This is a genomic window from Streptomyces sp. NBC_00310, assembly GCF_036208085.1.
Taxonomy (GTDB): Bacteria; Actinomycetota; Actinomycetes; order Streptomycetales; family Streptomycetaceae; genus Streptomyces.
On record NZ_CP130714.1, the window covers coordinates 10520072 to 10537049 of the forward strand.

At 70.0% G+C, this 16978-nt stretch carries 13 protein-coding genes and 2 pseudogenes; 7 read left to right on the forward strand and 8 right to left on the reverse strand.

Translation table 11 applies throughout. The features are described 5' to 3' along the window. Positions 1 to 361 precede the first annotated feature (361 nt). Positions 362 to 895, forward strand: coding sequence for an AAA family ATPase (locus tag OG202_RS45800; protein ID WP_327726244.1), 534 nt, complete (start codon positions 362 to 364; stop codon positions 893 to 895). Between the two features lie 539 nt (positions 896 to 1434). Then, positions 1435 to 2262, forward strand: a pseudogene (locus OG202_RS45805) (lipase family protein). Positions 2263 to 2422: 160 nt separating this feature from the next. On the opposite strand, the gene OG202_RS45810 reads toward OG202_RS45805, so the two are convergent. Then, positions 2423 to 3562: a GDSL-type esterase/lipase family protein gene (locus OG202_RS45810; RefSeq protein WP_327732030.1), complete on the reverse strand. Its 1140-nt coding sequence runs from the start codon at positions 3560 to 3562 to the stop codon at positions 2423 to 2425. A 70-nt stretch (positions 3563 to 3632) separates the two neighbouring features. Next, the gene (locus tag OG202_RS45815) at positions 3633 to 4181 is read right to left on the reverse strand and encodes a YciI family protein (RefSeq protein WP_327726243.1); all 549 of its coding nucleotides are present in this window, start codon (positions 4179 to 4181) and stop codon (positions 3633 to 3635) included. A 424-nt stretch (positions 4182 to 4605) separates the two neighbouring features. Between OG202_RS45815 and OG202_RS45820 the strand changes: the two genes are divergently transcribed. After that, a complete protein-coding gene (locus tag OG202_RS45820) occupies positions 4606 to 5199 on the forward strand; it encodes a TetR/AcrR family transcriptional regulator (RefSeq protein ID WP_326585976.1) in 594 nt (197 codons plus the stop codon). 20 nt (positions 5200 to 5219) lie between these two features. On the opposite strand, the gene OG202_RS45825 is transcribed toward OG202_RS45820, so the two are convergent. Further along, a complete protein-coding gene (locus tag OG202_RS45825; RefSeq protein ID WP_326585306.1) occupies positions 5220 to 6257 on the reverse strand; it encodes an Lrp/AsnC family transcriptional regulator in 1038 nt (345 codons plus the stop codon). A gap of 143 nt (positions 6258 to 6400) precedes the next feature. Here OG202_RS45825 and OG202_RS45830 point away from each other — a divergent pair, with 143 nt between their 5' ends. Further along, positions 6401 to 7555 (forward strand): lactate 2-monooxygenase, encoded by a 1155-nt coding sequence (locus OG202_RS45830; protein ID WP_327732029.1) that lies wholly within the window; start codon positions 6401 to 6403, stop codon positions 7553 to 7555. 348 nt (positions 7556 to 7903) lie between these two features. Continuing rightward, positions 7904 to 8248 (forward strand): hypothetical protein, encoded by a 345-nt coding sequence (locus OG202_RS45835; protein WP_327732028.1) that lies wholly within the window; start codon positions 7904 to 7906, stop codon positions 8246 to 8248. A gap of 8 nt (positions 8249 to 8256) precedes the next feature. On the opposite strand, the gene OG202_RS45840 is transcribed toward OG202_RS45835, so the two are convergent. Beyond that, entirely contained in the window at positions 8257 to 9027 is a 771-nt protein-coding gene (locus OG202_RS45840) for an SDR family NAD(P)-dependent oxidoreductase (RefSeq protein WP_327726242.1), read from the reverse strand. A gap of 202 nt (positions 9028 to 9229) precedes the next feature. Between OG202_RS45840 and OG202_RS45845 the strand changes: the two genes are divergently transcribed. After that, the gene (locus OG202_RS45845; RefSeq protein ID WP_327726241.1) at positions 9230 to 9844 is read left to right on the forward strand and encodes a TetR/AcrR family transcriptional regulator; all 615 of its coding nucleotides are present in this window, start codon (positions 9230 to 9232) and stop codon (positions 9842 to 9844) included. Between the two features lie 85 nt (positions 9845 to 9929). Further along, positions 9930 to 10040 (forward strand): annotated as a pseudogene (locus OG202_RS45850) (IS21-like element helper ATPase IstB); the annotation flags it as partial. 281 nt (positions 10041 to 10321) lie between these two features. Here the strand turns inward: OG202_RS45850 and OG202_RS45855 are convergent. The 4 genes from OG202_RS45855 to OG202_RS45870 all read right to left on the reverse strand — a co-directional run bounded on the left by OG202_RS45855 (position 10322) and on the right by OG202_RS45870 (position 16102). Beyond that, entirely contained in the window at positions 10322 to 11113 is a 792-nt protein-coding gene (locus OG202_RS45855; RefSeq protein WP_327726240.1) for a carbon-nitrogen hydrolase family protein, read from the reverse strand. Between the two features lie 819 nt (positions 11114 to 11932). Continuing rightward, entirely contained in the window at positions 11933 to 12967 is a 1035-nt protein-coding gene (locus tag OG202_RS45860) for an NAD-dependent epimerase/dehydratase family protein (protein WP_327726239.1), read from the reverse strand. 143 nt (positions 12968 to 13110) lie between these two features. Beyond that, positions 13111 to 13800, reverse strand: a complete 690-nt coding sequence (locus OG202_RS45865) for a ScbR family autoregulator-binding transcription factor (protein ID WP_326585311.1) — start codon at positions 13798 to 13800, stop codon at positions 13111 to 13113. A gap of 1306 nt (positions 13801 to 15106) precedes the next feature. Then, positions 15107 to 16102 carry a ScbA/BarX family gamma-butyrolactone biosynthesis protein gene (locus tag OG202_RS45870; protein WP_327726238.1) on the reverse strand — a complete coding sequence of 332 codons (996 nt, stop codon included), beginning with the start codon at positions 16100 to 16102 and terminating at the stop codon, positions 15107 to 15109. Positions 16103 to 16978 lie beyond the last annotated feature (876 nt).

Consider the following 16978-nt stretch of genomic DNA (forward strand, 5'->3'; position numbering starts at 1 on the left):
GTCTGGGGTCCTCGCCCTGCCAGGCCCGGACGTATTCCGGCTCCTGATCGCCACCCTGCCGCTGCCGCTGCCGCTGCCGCTGCCGCTGCCGCTGCCGCTGCCGCTGCCGCTGCCGCTGCCGCTGGGGCTGGGGCTGCGCGCCTTTGCCCGGCGCACCACCGGCCGCCGTCCGCTGGAGGGTTGGTGCCTCGCGCGCTCACCGGTATCGCGCGGGTGGTCGGCCTGGCGGCAGCACACCAGGTCACGCCCTCCGAGCACACGAGCTGACCATCCGCTGCTGCTCGTCCCGGCACTGCTGACGCCATCGGTGCCGGGGAACGTCCCGGCGTTGTCACCTGTCGTCGGTAGCGTGGGAATCGTGATGGTGGGCTCTGATGAAACCCGGCTGGTCGTGTTGCGCGGCAACAGTGCGTCGGGGAAGTCGTCTGTCGCGGCCGGCCTGCGCGAGAGGTTCGGCCGGGGCCTGGCCCTGGTCGGCCAGGACAACCTGCGCCGCGTCGTGCTCCGCGAACACGACCGCCCGGGAGCGGCGAACATCGGCCTCATCGACCTGACGGCCCGCTACGCCCTGGACGCCGGATTCCACGTCGTCGTCGAAGGCATCCTGTACGCCGACCGCTACGGCGACATGCTCGCCCGGCTGCGCGCCGACCACCGCGGCCCGACCCATGGTTACTACCTGGACGTGCCGTTCGCCGAAACCCTCGCCCGGCACGCCACCAAGCCGATCGCGGACGACGTCAGCGAGACGCAGCTGCGCGACTGGTTCCGGCCGCGCGATCTGCTGCCCGACGGTGTCGAGACCGTCATCGGTGTCGGCAGTGCTCTGGAGGAGACCGTCGGCCGCATCATGCTCGACACCGGCCTGGCCCACCTGCCCGCACGGGACCGCTGACCGCAACTGGTGGTGTTGCGGCGGGTGTTGAGCCAAGAGAGGGAGAGGGCGGGATGGGCAGCGCGGGCGCGGGCGGGGATCGGGGCGCGCTTGACCGTGATACGCGTCGGCCAGGGCGCCGAGCGCCGCGCCGTCGGCGGCGACACCGGCAGTGAAACAGCGAGCACGTGGCACCCCTGACCTGGGCAGGGGGCCCTCTCATGCCGGGGCTGCTGAGAACCCGCACACCGTTGCACCGTCGGCTCGTGGTGTGCCGGCCGACAGCACGAGACCCCGGGACGGGGCTTCCCGGGGTCTCTCTGTGCCCTGGTGTGTCCGGCACGTTCAACGACCGCCACCGGCCTCGGTCACCCCCGATCCCCGGGTTCCCGCGTAGTGCTGCACAAGGTGATCGGGTGATGGTCCAGGCGCGTGTCGTCGATCGGGTGATGGTCCGGGCGTGTGTCGTCGATCGGGCGGCGGAGCCCGTGTGCGAAGGGCAAGGCGCCTGGCGGATCTCGTGCGGGCGTATCCCAGCCGAGGTGCGAGGAACTTCAGCGATGTCTGTGCCGTCGACCATTGATCACCGGGCCACCGGCTACAGCCTGGCTCACGCCTACTGGCTCGCCAAAGCATCCGACCTCGCCTATAAGGACGAGGCCACCATCGAGGAGCAGGCACGCGCCTGGGGCTTCGACCGGGTACGGCACCACCAGACCCGGTTCAGCCCGCCCTTCCGCTTGCAGGACACGCAGGCCTACACCGCGGCCAGCGACCACATGATCGTCACCGCGTTCCGCGGTACGGAACCGGTCCAGATCAAGGACTGGCTCTCGGACGCCACCACACCACACCGCCGCGCCCCGGGCCCGGTGGCACCGGATTCGTCCACCACGGCTTCGCCGACGCACTGGAATCGATCTGCCCCGACGTCGAGGACACCCTCGCGGAGTACCGCACCAACGGCCAGACCGGCTGGTTCACCGGCCACAGCCTCGGCGGCGCCTTGGCCATGCTCGCCGACGCCCGCAGGTACCTGGAGGAGCCGCGCCTGGCCGCGGACGGCGTGCACACCTACGGTCAGCCCCGCACCTGCGACCGACTCCTGGCCGCCGCCTACGACAAGGGCTTCAAGAACCGCATGTACCGCTTCGTCAACAACAACGACATCGTGCCCCAGATGCCCCCTCGAGCCTGTCTACACCCACGTCAGCGCACTGCGCTACATCGACTCCCGCGGCAGGCTGCGGGAGAGCATGCCGCTGCTCGGCTCACTCACCGACCGGGCCGGAGGCCTGGCCACCGATCCCCTGGCACCGGCCGGCGACGGGGTGCGCGACCACTTCATCAACGCCTATGTCACCGCTTTGGAGAAGACCCTGGCGTGAGGGGCCGGCGCGACGGCCACCTGTGCCGACGCCCTCCAGGGCCCAGCGCCGACCTGTGGCTGAACCAGTAGCCCCGTAGCCCGCCGACCAGCCGAGTCGGCCCTGGACGCCAGGTCGCCGAAGCTCCACACCCGGTGCAGGGTGTGGAGCTTCGGCTCACTCAGCGGAAGGGACCGTCGGTCGCGAAGGCGTGGGCTGCGAAGCGCTTGCCCATTCGACGGTACGCGGCGGCGGTGGGGTGAAGGCCATCGGCCAGGTCATCCGCCTCGTCCGGGCCGAGCAGCTCGCGTCCGTCGAGATGGTGGAGGTGGGGATCGGACGCCTGCCGTGCCGCGGCGATCCGGGCCAGCTCGGCACGGACCACCGCCAGCGACAACGCCCCGTCGGCCACATCGGCCGGGTCGCCCAGGGCAGCGAGCCTCCCGTCCGGGCCGGTCGCGGTCGGGCCGGGGGCCTCCTCCAGGGCCGGACAGCTCACCGGAGAGATCAACAGCAGCGGGGTGTCCGGGTGTCCATCCCGGATCGTGTCCAGGAATCCGTGTACCGCCGGGCCGAACGTCCGCAGCCGGAAGGCGGACAGGCTCACGATGTTGATGCCCACCTTGAGGCTGATCAGGTCGGCGGGCGTATCGCGGATCGTCCGGGCGACATAGGGATCCAGCAGCGCGTTGCCCGCCAGGCTGAGGTTGATCACCTCAACCCCTCCGAGCGCGGCTGCCACCACCGGCCAGGTCCCGGTCGGGCCGTCGGCCTCGATGCAGTGGCTGATCGAACTGCCGTGGTGCACCCAGCGGCGCCGCCCGTCCGGCAGCGGTGCCAGCACGTCGCCGTCAGCGCGCAGTGCCACCAGTTCCGTCGGGGTCTGCTGCGGCAGCCACAACTCGACGCTCTTCATGCCGGCCGGCAGCCCGGCGAACCGTACGGTCCCTGGCTCGCCCGGGATGAGTCGCTGTACGGCCCCGGGGCCCGCCATCCGCAACACGTTGCCCACCGGCGCCTGCTGACGCCCGGCCGAGGCGCCGTCCACCAGCAACTCCAGCATCCCGGTCGGGCGAGGGTGGGGGTCGGAGTCGAGCTGGCCGGTGGAGGTGAGTACCTCGAACTCCAAAGCGCGCGCATCGGTGCGGAACACCAGCCGCACCCCCGAAGGCATCACGGTCACCCCGTAGACCGACGGGTCCTGGTACTGCTCCTTGGTCCACGCGGGCAACCGGCGCGGCATCACCCCTGCCTGGGTGGTCTCCAGGTCCAGCGCACCCCGTAACTCCACCGGCCCGCCCACCAGGGGAACCGCCCGCATCGCCACCGTCACCGCTCCTGTCCGAGGCCAATGTGGACCGGAGACGACAGCAACCCGGTGCCTCCGCGCCTCATCGGCGCCCGCCGAACTCCCAGTCGTGGACCTCGATGTCCGCGTACCGGCCCGGAGTCAGGACGGCTCGTGCCGTGTCCGGATCCGGGGCCCTGAGCAGCGCCGCCGTACCCAGCCAGGTGTCGCCGTCGTCGGACAGCAGCGGCCCGTACGCGACCAGCTCGTCCCGGTCGAGCGGCAGGGCAAGGTCGGCGGCCGGGCCCTCTCCGAGGCCGAGCACCAGGTACCGGTTGCCGCCGGTCCGGCCACCGGGGAATTCCCACATGGTGCGCCCCAGCACGTTCCGCCACCGGCGCAGCAGCACGTCCCGGTACGCGCCGGCCTGGTAGTTGGGCTCGTCGAAGGCGAACGCGCGGGCGGCGGCGGGATCGGGCAGGTCGACGATGTGCACGCTGCCGGTGGGTGTTTCACCGTCATCGGCGAAGGTCGGGCCGCGAGCGATCAGCTCCTTCGCGTACCGGTCCATGTAGGACCAGTGCTCCTCCAGCAACTCCTCGCGTAACGCGAGGGAGCCGGGCCGATCACGGTGGTAGCAGAGGAACTCCATGACCACAGACCCTTCCCCACCAAGGGCACCATCGCAACTGGCTTTTGGCGACGATGATCCCGCGCTCCGAGCGAGGCAGCCTTCCGCCGATCGGCGTAGCCATACTGCCGCGCGGTCACCACCAAGTGGCTTGCGAACAAGGCTGCTTCGCAGCCGAGTGACAGAAACGGCGTCCGGCGCCGACGTCCCCGGTCCAGGACGCCCCACAGCCGCCCAAAGGAGTACGCACCTGACTTTGAGAACGGCCCTGAGGATCGCGGTACGAGCGCGATCACCGCGACGTTCCGGCCGGTCGCGGCATGACACGGCGCGCAGTGAGGACGCACCTGATAGCGGCGAAGCGCGCGGGTAAACGTCGAGTACCCGCCCACCGCTATCCTGGCGTGCGAACCTGCAGGTGAAGAGAGGAGAGCGCGTGCCCCGCATGGCGGCGAGCGACCGGAGGGCCGAGCTCCTCGAAGCGGCGATCCGGGTCATGACGCGGGACGGCGTGGCCAAGGCCACCACCCGCGCGATCGTGAACGAGGCCGGCATGCCCCTCGGGGTGTTCCACTACTGCTTCGACTCCCGGGAGCAGTTGCTCGAAGTGGTCACGCAGACGCTCACCGAGCGGTACGTCGCGGAGGCCCGCGCCCTGTTCACGCCGCACCGGGAGATCCGCGACAGCATCCTCGACAGCCTGCACGCGTTCTGGAAAGGGTTCGAGGCGAACCCGCGAGAACACCAGATCAGCTACGAGCTCACGCAGTACGCGCTGCGCAATCCCGGCTTCGAGAACGTGGCCAGACGACAGTACGAGATCTTCCTGAGCGCGTTCGCCTCGCTGCTCGACCTGGCCGCCGACAATGCCGGGATCGAGTGGACGGTGCCTGTACCGGTGCTCGCGCGATACGTGCAGTCGACGATCGACGGCCTCAACATCACCTGGCTCGTCGACCGCAACAGCGACGACAGCCAGGCGGCCCTCGAACTGCTTGCCGATCACCTCCTCCAGCACACCCGGCCCCGGGAGGCCTGAGCCCGGCGGGTCGGAACAGCTCATCCCGCGGTGGCGGACGTGCCCGGCTCGGACCACACGTCGGGCGGGACGACGCCGAGTGACCGGCCGCGCGGGTCGAGGACCCGGCCGAGGAGTTTGTCGTGGCGCAGGGTCATCGTGCGGTCGGTGACGACGAGGCCGGGATGGACGTCGCAGAGACGGGTCTCCAGCCGCAGCACATCGCTCACGGAGTGCAGAGAGGCCTGGACGACGAGGTTGTACTCGCCCGTGACGGCGGCGCAGTTGCGGACCTCGGGGAGACGGACGAGGGCGTGACCGATGGCGGACAGCTCCTTGACGGGGGCCGTGGCCCAGAACGTGACAGCGACGGGCCAGCCGCCGAGCGGGCGGGCGAAGTCGCAGCGGAAGCGGACCAGGCCGAGCTTGGTGAGCCGGTCGAGACGCCGCCTGACGGTGAAGGCGGTCGTGCCGAGCGCCTCCGCCAGGGCCTGGAAGGACGCACGACCGTCCTCGTGCAGCAGGCTCAGCAGGGTGCGGTCGCGCGAGGTGATCTCCTCGCCGCCCGTACTCCGGCGGGCGTCCCCTCCACCGGGCGGTGTGCCAAGCAGCGAGCGCTGTTCGGGATCCAAGGCGTCGATCTGCCATTGCCCGCCCTCGGCGAACATGTACGTGACGATCCTCGTGCGTACGGCGGAGATGCCCGGCACGGCCGAGAGGACGTCCAGGGTGTAGTGCGCCATCGCCGTGACGTCGGCGGTGCCCACGGTCGCGAGGAGCCGGTGGGTGTCCGCCGACCGCTCGACCGTGACCGCGTGCGGGTGACCCCGCAGCGTGCCGGCCACGGCGTTGGCCGTGCCGGCCGCGCAGTCGATCTCGACGAAGGCGACACAGAGGCGATGGAGCAGCCTGGGTCCGGGCGAGACCCCGACCCAGGCTTCACCCTGGTCGGCGAGCCGGCGGAAGCGGCGCGCCGCCGTGACGGCGTCCACACCGAGGGTCCGGCCCAGCCCGGTCCAGGAGGCGCGAGGGCGTAGCTGCAGGGCGTGGATGAGCGCGAGATCGCCTTCACTCAGCACGAGCACTCCTGTCCATATCCTGCATACGATGCTGCTACTGAGGCTGAATCCTGCACCTGGGCAGCCCGTACGGCAGAGTGTCGCACTCTGGACGCCCACAACACTCCCTGTGCGTGTCGCAGCCGAGCGATGAGGTGGCCGTCATGGCGTTCGCCGACTACCAGAACGAGATCTACCTGAACGGGCTGGGAGGGGTTCTGCCCCCGTTCCCGATGGACTTCGCGGAACTGGAGGCCAAGGCCCGCGCAGCGCTGTCGCCATCGGTGTGGTCCTACGTCGCCGGTGGCGCGGGGGACGAGCACACCCAGCGAGCCAACGTCACCGCCTTCACCCGCTGGGGGCTGATCCCGCGGATGTTCGTCGGCGCCGCACAGCGCGACCTGACCGTGGAGCTGTTCGGCATGACGCTGCCGTCCCCCGTGTTCCTCGCCCCGGTCGGTGTGATCGGACTGTGCGCCCAGGACGGGCACGGTGACCTGTCCACGGCTCGCGCCGCCGCGCGCACCGGCGTGCCCATGGTCGCCTCGACGCTGTCCGTCGACCCGCTGGAGACCGTAGTCGCCGAACTCGGTGACACCCCGGGCTTCTTCCAGCTGTACACGCCCACCGACAGAGCACTCGCCGAAAGCCTGGTCCACCGCGCCGAACGCGCCGGCTACCAGGGCATCGTCGTCACCCTCGACACCTGGATCACCGGCTGGCGCCCGCGTGACCTCGCGGTGTCCAACTTCCCGCAGCTGCGCGGCCACTGCCTGGCGAACTACTTCACCGACCCTGTCTTCCGGGCGGCGCTGCCCCGCCCGCCCGAGGAGGACCCGCAGTCCGCGATCCTCCACTGGACCCAGGTCTTCGGCAACCCGCTGACCTGGCAGGATCTGGACTGGCTGCGCTCCCTGACCGACCTGCCGCTGATCGTGAAGGGCATCTGCCATCCCGAGGACGCCCGGCGCGCTCGGGACGGCGGAGCGGACGCGATCTACTGCTCCAATCATGGGGGCCGCCAGGCCAACGGCGGCCTCCCCGCTCTCGCCGCACTGCCCGCCGTCGTCGAGGCGGCCGGTCTGCCGGTCCTCTTCGACTCCGGGGTCCGTAGCGGCGCCGACATCGTCAAGGCCCTCGCCCTCGGCGCGACGGCGGTCGGCATCGGCCGCCCCTACGCCTACGGCTGCGCGCTGGGCGGCACGGACGGAATCGTCCACGTCCTGCGCGCGCTACTCGCCGAGGCGGATCTGATCATGGCGGTCGACGGATACCGGTGCGTGGACGACCTGGTTCCCGAGGCGCTTCAAGCCCTGTAGGCGGCAGGCCTGTGAGGAGCCGCCACGCGAGGGCCTGCCCCCGCGGCCATGTCCGTGAGTGACCGCGTGGTCCGGTGTGTGGCTGCGCAGGTCCTCAAGTGCGACCGACCTCTCTCTGTGCCTGCCGTCGCTCTCCGAGCGAAGACCGAGGAAGAAGCCATGTGTATGAGCCGGACGCGGGCGACACATGTGTCATCGGTGCCGGTCCGGCAGGGCTCGCGACGGCGCGGGCGCTGAAGGCGCGCAACCTGCCGGATCGGTGGTGGCTGGACGGTCGGGCGCGCGGACGGGCAGCGCGGCCGACACACCCATGTGCTGATGTGCTGATGTGCTCGGGATCGCAGTGGTATCCCGACATGCCCCGGCTGCCCGGAGGGATTCAGCGGCGAGGTCCGGCACGCGAACACGTATCGAGGCCCGGACGAGCTGCGCGGCAACCGGGTGCTGGTCGTCGGGCCCGGGGCCTCCGGACTGGACCTCGCCTGCAGTCGGTCACGCGGCGGACGACGGTCGGCGCCCCACCGAGCCGTCTGCCCAGCGGGACCGCGGAGTGACAGCGGGCGGTGGTGCGGCTCTCGCACTCGCGCCGCCGAGTGGGTTGCTTCGTCGCGTATCGGGTCAGGTGCTGGGTGTCCTCGGCGCTCGGTATGTCCTGGACGCGGATGGCGCCGATGTCCGGAGCGGTGCCTCTGAGGAGCGCTCTATCCGTAGGCCAGTTTCCGGAGTATCAGGGAGGCGAGCGGTGTCGGCAGAGCACGCAGGGTACGGACCAGAGCCGCTGTGGGCCAGGGGAAGTACGCCTGGGCCGGTTCGTTTTCCAGGGCGTGTATGACATGCCGTGCCCCACGTTCCTCGCTGATCTCGAAAGGCTTGGGCAGCCCGTCCTCGCTGATGCGTGCTGTGGCCACGAAGCCCGGATGGATGGTGGTGAACCGGATTCCCCGGGGCCCCAGTTCGACACGCGCAGCGTCAAGGAGGGTGCGTGCGGCGGCCTTGGCGGCCGAGTACGGGCCCTGGCGGGGAATGCCTATGAGCCCGGCGAGGGAGTTGGTGTGGGCGATCAGGCCGCCGTCGCGCTGCCGCAACATCTGTTCGGTCAGCGGGATGAGGTAGTTGACGACGACGTCGTAGTTCAACGCCATGATGCGTGAGACATCGGCGACAGAGACCTCGTCCATGGCCATGTCCGGTCCGTCACCGGCGTTGAGCAGCGCGATGTCGACGGACCCGAACTCCCTGGTGGCGGCCGCCACCACGTCGGCCGCCTCCCGCGCGTCGAGGGCGTCGGCCGCGATGTCCAGGCAGTCGCTGCCCGCGGCCCGTACCTGCTCCGCGAGCCTGGCCAGTTCGGGGGCGCGCCGGGCCGTGATGACCAACCGGTTCTTGCCGGGGGCGAGTTGGCGCGCCACTTCCGCGCCGATGCCCGAGGACGCGCCGACGATCAGGATCGTACGGTCGGTGATCCTTGCCATGGTGTTCCTGTTCTCGAAGGTAGGGCGAGCGTCGCGGGACGCGGGAGAAGGGGAAGCCGACGGTGCCTCCAGAGGTGATCATGCCCGCGCGTGTTCCCGATACGGTCGCTCACCGTTCAGGAGTGAGTCAAGTGTCCAAGACGTTCGTCTTGGACGCGGTGGTAGCCTGTGGGTCGACCCGATCTGGAGGAGCGGCAGCCGAATGGCCCGTATGGCGCTGAGGGAACGGCGGGAAGAGCTCATCGCCGCGGCGATCAGGGTGGTGACCCGGGAGGGCGTCGCCAAGACGACGACCCGCTCCATCGTCCGCGAGGCGGGCATGACCCTCGGCGTCTTCCACTACTGCTTCGATTCACGTGAAGACCTTCTCGAACAGGTGATCACGCGTATCACGGACGATTTCGTGATCGCCTTCCGGCAGGCGTGTGCCGGGGAGACGGAGCTGCGTCCGGCCGTCGAGAAGAGCCTGAGCGCCTTCTGGGACGGCGTGCAGGCCGGCCCCGGCGAGCATCTGGCCGGTCACGAACTGGCCCACTACGCCTTGCGGCAGGCGGGTATGGAGAAGCTGGCGCGCCGTCAGTACCGGCACTACCTGGACGTCCACGAGGATCTCGTGACGGACATCGCCGCGAAGACCGGCGTCCGGTGGACCGTCCCGGGCCCGGTCCTCGCCCGCTACCTGAACTCGGTCCTGGACGGGCTCACGATGTGCTGGCTCATCGACCGCGACACCGAAACCAGCCGCGCGGTCCTGGATCTCACCGGCAGGCACCTGGAGACCCTCGCTGTGAGCCGTACGGACGCGCTGTCGGCCTGAGCCGGACCGGTAGCACGGAGCGCCCGGCCGGTCGGGCCGCCGAGCCCGCCCGGCCGGCGTTCCAGGCCCGTCCGTCAGCCGAACAGATCCGGTTCCGTTCGGCGGCAACATCATCGAGACCGGCACCGACTCCTACCGACTGGCCGCCACCAGCGCCCGCGCCGAACAGCAGGCCGCCCGGGCCGCCGCGGGCTGACAAAGACGGCGCCGTCCTACGGGGCCCGGGCACGTCGGCGCTCTTTTGCCCGGCCGGCGAGGCGTTGACGCGCCCGCCCGGGTGCTCACGAGTGCCTCTGATCAGGAACGTCCCGGCGCTTTGCAGGTCGTTTCCCGTGAGGTGTGTGATCGTTCCCCGCCAGGCTGGGTCAACTGCCTCGGAGGGCCCCTTCATCGAGGTGTCCGTATCTGTGGGCCGTGCGGCACTGACTCCAGTCAAACTGCAAGGTCGAACGACTCAACCGAACCCTGCTCGACAACTCACGAACAAGTTTTCAGGCGTTGCGCGAGCAATGGCGTGGCTTCGGCGGGATCGATGTCGCAGACCAACAGCCCGGGCTTTCCGTAAGGTTGATGGCTAAGCAGCGTGCCGTCCGGCCGCACTACGGCGGATGTCGTGGGCGATCCCGGGCTCGCGCAGTTGACGGCGGCGATGTAGCAATTGTTCTCGGCGGCGCGACATAGAAATGCCCTCTCGTGAAAGGAGTTTCTCGGGTCGGCGAATTCAGTTGGCTGAAACGCGCCGGTCTCTGCTTCGCTATAGTGCGGGTGAAACACCAACTGGGCGCCGTTGCAAACGGCCCAGCGTACTGTCTCCGGATAGCGAAAGCCCTCGTGGCAAATCGCGATGCCGAAGCGGAAGCCGTCGACTTCGAATATCCGGCGATCGCTGCCCGCCTCGTATATGGAATCTTCTGCTGGGTCGAGCTGTACCTTGTCCTGATAACCCGCTCGACCGCCGTCGGGCCGAAGCACGAGCGTGGTCAGACGTGGCTTGTCGGAAACGTACCGCTCCGTACCGAGCACCACGTAGATGTGGCTCTCCCGCGCGGCCTGGGCGATGCGCTCGTGCGCAGCTTCCAAGAAGTTGGCGCTCACGGCCTTACGCGATCGCGGCGGCCATGGGTAGCCCGGCACGTACGCTTCCGGGAAGCACACGATACGCGCGTCGGCAGCAGCAGCGGCTCTGACCGCGCGCTCGGCTCGCACCACGGAGTCTTCTGGATTCTCGGGAATTTCGAGGTTGGCGAGCGCGATGCGAAGTCTTGTCATGCGACTCATTGTGCTGCACAGCCCGGACACGCGAGGGGGCGATCCGGCTGCACTGCCCAGCGGCCGGGCCGTCGCCTTCGGTGAATTGTTCGCGCCGCGACCGGCTCTGCCCCACCACACCACGTCGCTCCGGACCACCGCCCGCTGTGATCAACCTCGCCGACAGCCGCACACGCGCCCCGCACCTCAGCCGACCCCGCTGATTTCGCCCCATGGCTTGTCCAACGCATCACCTGCGGACGGGATGCACTCGCGAGTCCCAGAGTTCAGAAACAGGCTCTGCCCCGGCACGGGCTCAATCCGTCGCAGCGGGCCCGCCAGGTGGAGTCATTTCTCACCTACAAAATCGGGTCCCTCAGGCACCGGGTGGAGTCAGAACTGACCTACAGGTGGCGTCAACCGTCACCTACGAAGCCACTGGAGAGGGGCCCGGCATTCTCAACTGGATGGTCCTGCAAGCTCGTTGCTTCTGAAGTGAGGAGGTGGGCTGCACCGGGTGTGACGCCTCCGGGGCGCCGCAACGGCGCCGCAACGGCGTCATGCGGGGGCCGGGGGCCGGGGGCCGGGGGCCGGAGGCCGGGGGCCGTACAGGCCGTTCATCGGCGAGTCCTGAGGCATGGGTCCGGACCTGGGGCGGAACAAGCGCGTCTCTCCCACAGGGGCGCGGTGCAATGGGTGCCGTGACAGCGCGGTCTGGGGGAGGCCCGCTGTGCTCGACGGTGCGGCGGCGGGGGATCGCGCCGCCTGGGTGGCGGTGGCCGGGGCCCGGCTGCAAGGGGGGGCGGGGGGCGTCTGCCCGGGGGCTTCGGGTGGCTTCTGTCAGGCTTCGTGGTTCAAGTGCTGTGCGTACCAGGCGGAGCAGGCGGCGAAGCGCTCGTCGAAGCCCGGGCCCGGGTCCAGTTCCGTGTGGTGCCAGATGTGACTGGTGTCGAACCAGTGGTCCTCGGTGAGCAGGGCGTACTGGTGGGCGGAGAGTTCCGGTATCCGTTGTCTCACCAGCCCGCGGTGTTCGCTGATCGGCACCCGCTGGATTTCCGGCAGGCGCAGGAGGGTCCGCAGGCGTGCGAGCAGGCTGTCCATGGGCAGCAGCCGCGGGTCGGCCACGTGATAGGTGCCGTCGTTGCCGTGCGGGCGGGGCTGCCGCGACAGAGCTGCGATGACTCGGGCGAGATCCTCGACCGCTATGACGGAGGATCGGGGCGGTGTTCCGTCCGGCCAGGACGGCACCTGCCGAAGAACGCGGGCCACGGTGGGTACGAACCAGCGGTCCCCGGCACCGTAGATGAGGTGAGGGCGCAGGACAGTGCCGCCTGCGGCCCGTACGGCTTCCTCGGCGCGTAGGCGTGTGGTGCTGGCGGGTGAGACCGGCGAAGGCTCCAACTGCCCCTCGTGCGGGCCGCGGTGGGGGCCCATCCCGTAGATTGAGGCCGTGCTGACGTAGATGAAGTGCCGGACTCCGTGTCGGCGGGCCTCGGCCAGCAGGGCTTGTGTGCCCAGGTGGTTGATGTCGTGGCACTTGTGCCGGTCGCGTCCCACGTAACTGGCGGCGTGGATCACCGTCGCGACTCCCGAGCAGACGTCACGCAGGGTGAGGGGGTCGGCGAGATCGCCGGCCACATGCCGCACTCCGGTGGCTTCGGCCGCCTGGGGCGGTCTTCGGGACAGTACGCGCAGGGGCCTCGGGCCGTGTGCGGGATGTTCTCGGGCCAACTCCTTCAGTACGGCGCTGCCGATGAATCCTGTGCCGCCCACCACCAGGATCGCGTCGGTGTCGGTACTCGTCGTGGTGGCGCGGTTGTCGGTCGTCGACGTCCGTGTGGGCCCGGCCGTACTTCTAGGGGAAATGAAGGCCATCTCAACCCTCCTGGGTATGCGTGGTGTTCATGTTCACCCGCTTCGCAGAAAAAACCGCTCGCCTGGTATGTTTTGGGGGCTTGTGTGTGTGATGTGTGCGCGGATTGGGTTGCTTGTTCGGCTTTGCGGTGCTGCGTGGGGTGTTAGGAGTGCGTGCCGCCGCTGGCATCGAGGTGTGTGGTGGTGGGTTGGTTTTGGGGTTGTTGGGTTTCTTGGTGGACGTGGGCGCCGCGGGTGGGGGTGAGGTGGAGGTTGGTGATGATGGGGGGTTGGGTGATGGTGGGGAGGAGGTGGCGTAGGAGGTGGGTGGCTCGGGTGGTGAGGTCGTTGTAGTCGGTGAAGGCTTGGGACATGGATTGGATGCCGGCGAAGGAGCCGACGATGACGTCGGAGGTGGTGGGGGGGTGGATGTGGGGGAGGAGTTCGCCTTGGGTTTGGGCGTTTTCGAGGATTTCCTGGATGAGTTGGCTCCAGCGTTGGAAGGGGCCGGTGCGGTCGAGGGTGGTGGCCATTTGGTCCATGGCGAGGCGGACGCTGGCGCGGACCATGGGGTCGGTCTGGAGGCGGTGGGCGTGGAGCATGACGATGTCGACGAGTTCTTGTGTTCTGCAGGGTCTGCGGGGGATGTGGAAGTGGTTGTCCTGGGCGTCGAGGACGCCGAGGGCGAGTTCTTCTTTGGATCGGAAGTGGAAGTAGAGGGCTCCTTTGGTGACTCCGGCGCAGTTGAGGATTTCGGAGATGGTGGCGGCTTGGTAGCCGCGTTCTTCGAATACTTTGGCTGCGGCGAGGAGGATGGTTCGGTGTGTGCGGATGGCCCGGTCCTGTTTTGCCATGCGGTCTCCCCGTGTGTGTCGTGGCTGACGGGCTCCGGTAAAGAAACCGCCTAGTACGTATATTACAGTGGGGGTGGGGTGGGGGGTGGGGTGGTCCGCTGTGCCGGGTGCGGTGAGCGGGGGGCCGGGGTGCGGGTGCCGGGGGTGGGTGCGGGCTGGAGGGGGAGACCGGCTGGGGTGCTGGGGTGCCGGGGTGCTGGGGTGCTGGGGTGCCGGGGTGCTGGGGTGCCGGGGTGTTGGGGTGCTGGGGTGCTGGGGTGCTGGGGTGTTGGGGTGCCGGGGTGCTGGGGTGTGGGGTGGTGGGGTGGTGGGGTGGTGGGGTGGTGGGGGTGTGCTTTCCCGGGTGGTGTGGTGGGTTGTCCGGGGGTGGGGGTGCGGCCGGTTCGTGTGGGTGATGTCCGCCGCGCCGGTCTGCTCCGGGCTGCCCTGGCCTGCCTCGGCCTGCCTCGGCCTGCCTCGGCCTGCCTCGGCCTGCCTCGGCCTGCCTCGGCCTGCCTCGGCCTGCCTCGGGCTGCCTCGGGCTGCCTCGGCCTGGCTCGGGCTGCCTCGGGCTGCCTCGGGCTGGCTCGGGCTGGCTCGGGCTGGCTCGTGTGTGGTGTGTGTGGTGGTGGGGTTTGGGGCTGTCGTAGTGGCTGGTTTGTTCCTGGCTGGCGCTGTTGTTTTGTTGCCGTGTCTTTGGGGGTGTGTGCCTGCGGGGGTGTGGGGTTCTGCCCGCGGGGGTGTTGGGGGGTGTCGGGCCTGCTCCCGGTGTGTGTGGTCTTGGCGGGCTTGGGTGGCGGGGGTTCCCCCGGGGTGCCTGACCTGCGCCCGCGGGTGTGGGGGGCTCCCGGGGGTCCGGCGGGCTTGGTTTTTCGGTGGCGGGGGTTCTCCCGGGGTGCCTGACCTGTGCCTGTGGGGGTGTTGGGTTCCCGCTCCGGGGGGTGTCTGGTCGGCCTGGGTGGTTGTGGGTGTCGGGCCTGCCTGACCTGTGCCTGTGGGGGTGTTGGTTCCCGTCCCGGGGGGTGTTGGGCCTGCCCTGAGGGGTGTTGGGTCCGGCTTCCGGCAGCGGGGGGGGTGGGGGTGCCGGGGGTGTCGGGTCTGCCTTGGGGGTGTGTCTGTGGGGGTGTTGGGTCCGGTTTCCGGCAGTTGGGGCTGGGGGCTGGGTGCGGGCTGGAGGGGGAGACCGGCTCGGGTGCTGGGGTGCTGGGGTGCTGGGGTGCTGGGGGTGTGTCTGTGTGTGGGGGGGGGTGTTGGGTGTGGGGTGGTGGTGTGGGTGCCTGGTGTGTTGGTTGGTGTCTGTGGGGTGGGGTGGGGTGGTTTGTGCTGGTCAGTGGGGGGTGGGGGTTACGGTGCAGTGGAAGACGGGTTGGCCGTTTTGGTGGCCGGTGATCTGGACGGGTGTGTGGGGGCCGGGGTTGGGGCCGGGGTTGGGGGTGGGGGTGGCTTTGATGATGCAGGGGGTGTGGAGTTCGGCGTAGCGGTGGAAGGTGCTGGTGAGGGAGAGGGGGAGGAGGGGGTGGGGCAGGACGGTTGCGGTGGCCTGGCGGGCGGCTTCGATCAGGACCATGCCGGGCACGTGGTCGACGGGGTGGTCGAAGAGGACGGGGTGGCGGGTGTCGAGGCGTAGTTGCCAGTGGTGGGGTGTGGTGAGGGGGGTGAGGACGACGTCGGTGGGGGATGTGCGTCCGACGGTTTGTGGTGCGACGGGGGCGGTGAGGGGGAGGCGGGGGTGTGTGGTGGGGGGTGTGTGGGGGGTGCGGAGGCGCTGGTAGACGGTGGGGGAGGCGCAGGAGTAGGAGGCGCTGCCGGTGGCGAGGGGTTGTCCGTCGCGTCGGATCACTGCTTCGTAGCGCAGGGCTGCCAGGGTGCGGCCGCGGCGTTTGATGTCGGGGCAGGTGATGTCGAGTTCCAGGGAGGCGGGGGCGGCGCCGATGTGGAGCTGTTCGGGGTGTACGGCGATGTTGAGTTCCCACATCAGGAAGTGGTGGCCGAGGGGGACGCCGAATTCTGCGTGGGCCAGGAGTGAGCCGACCTGGCGGATTGTTTCGGCTGCGATGAGCGGGTCGTGGCGGCCTTCGACGGCGGTGAAGAAGCTGTGGGCGCGGGGCCATTGGGCTCTGACGGTGAAGCGGGTGTCGTCGGTGCGTTCCCAGCCGGTGAGCAGGACTTCCGCGACCGCTGCGCGGTGGACGAACTCTTTGGGGACGGTGGTGGTGAGGGCGAGGTGGTCGAAGGCGCCGGGGAGGCTGGAGGCCCCGGTGAGGGCTTTCGGCGGTGCTGTGCGGAGCGTTGGGTGTTCGACCTGGAATGTGCTCGCGGTCATTGATCCCCCTTGAACACGACTGTGGGAGGTGGGCCGTCCGGCCCCCTGGCGGGGGCCTTGGGGCCCTCTGGGCGCCCCAACATACATACCAACCGGTTTTGTTTCTAGCGGTAGCCGGGACTCCGCTAATCCGGAACGGGGGGGTGTGCGGTGGGGTGTGTCCGGGGGGTGCGGGCGGCGGTTGCCGCGCACTTGGGCGGGGTGAGGGTGCGGGCGCGGCGGGCCGGGCGGGGCTCAAGCGGAACCAAGGGTTTTCTCCAGGGCGGCGGTGGAGCATGGCCGGCGGGAGGGATCCATGGACGGGCGTGGTGGAGCGGCCCCGGTGCTGCGGGTGGAGTGCGGTGGGGCCGGTGGGAGGGGACTGGCGGCCGTTGCCGTGGTGCTGTTCGTGCTGTTCGTGCTGTGCGGCGGCCCGGCTGTCCGGGCGGCGGGGCCGGCCGGCGGTGCTGGTGCGGGGGGCGGGCCGGGCTGGTGCGGGGGGCGTGATGGCTGCCGGCCGCCGGGGAGTTGGCGGTGAGGGGGAGCGGCTGCGCGGTACGGCGGAGCGTGCGGCCGGCTGCCGGGCCGGGAGCGGGGGCGGGATCTCCTTCGGTCTGTCGCGGAAGGGGTCTGGCGTGGCGGGTGCCGTCCGGTGTGCGGGGGCGGCGCCGGGGGCCGGTGTGCGGGCTTGGGCCGCGTGCGGCGGGAGGGCGGGCGCGGCGCGGCAGGTGGGGGGCGGCGCGGCGGCCCGTAAGCGGAGCGGTCCGCCCCGCGTCCGGGTCCCGGCGGTGGGGCCGGGCGGCCGCGCGGTCCGGGTCTCTTCGGCGGGGCCAGGGCGGTCCGGGGCGGCGTGTGGCGGGTGCCGGGCCGGTGGGGGGACGGGCCGTACCCCGTTGG

What these genes read in the sequence shown, in the direction of transcription:
- OG202_RS45800 (WP_327726244.1), top strand. Translation starts at nt 362, where the DNA reads ATGGTGGGCTCTGATGAAACCCGGCTGGTCGTGTTGCGCGGCAACAGT.
- OG202_RS45810 (WP_327732030.1), bottom strand. Translation starts at nt 3,562, where the DNA reads ATGCGGGCGGTTCCCCTGGTGGGCGGGCCGGTGGAGTTACGGGGTGCG.
- OG202_RS45815 (WP_327726243.1), bottom strand. Translation starts at nt 4,181, where the DNA reads ATGGAGTTCCTCTGCTACCACCGTGATCGGCCCGGCTCCCTCGCGTTA.
- OG202_RS45820 (WP_326585976.1), top strand. Translation starts at nt 4,606, where the DNA reads ATGGCGGCGAGCGACCGGAGGGCCGAGCTCCTCGAAGCGGCGATCCGG.
- OG202_RS45830 (WP_327732029.1), top strand. Translation starts at nt 6,401, where the DNA reads ATGGCGTTCGCCGACTACCAGAACGAGATCTACCTGAACGGGCTGGGA.
- OG202_RS45840 (WP_327726242.1), bottom strand. Translation starts at nt 9,027, where the DNA reads ATGGCAAGGATCACCGACCGTACGATCCTGATCGTCGGCGCGTCCTCG.
- OG202_RS45845 (WP_327726241.1), top strand. Translation starts at nt 9,230, where the DNA reads ATGGCCCGTATGGCGCTGAGGGAACGGCGGGAAGAGCTCATCGCCGCG.
- OG202_RS45855 (WP_327726240.1), bottom strand. Translation starts at nt 11,113, where the DNA reads ATGACAAGACTTCGCATCGCGCTCGCCAACCTCGAAATTCCCGAGAAT.
- OG202_RS45860 (WP_327726239.1), bottom strand. Translation starts at nt 12,967, where the DNA reads ATGGCCTTCATTTCCCCTAGAAGTACGGCCGGGCCCACACGGACGTCG.
- OG202_RS45865 (WP_326585311.1), bottom strand. Translation starts at nt 13,800, where the DNA reads ATGGCAAAACAGGACCGGGCCATCCGCACACACCGAACCATCCTCCTC.
- OG202_RS45870 (WP_327726238.1), bottom strand. Translation starts at nt 16,102, where the DNA reads ATGACCGCGAGCACATTCCAGGTCGAACACCCAACGCTCCGCACAGCA.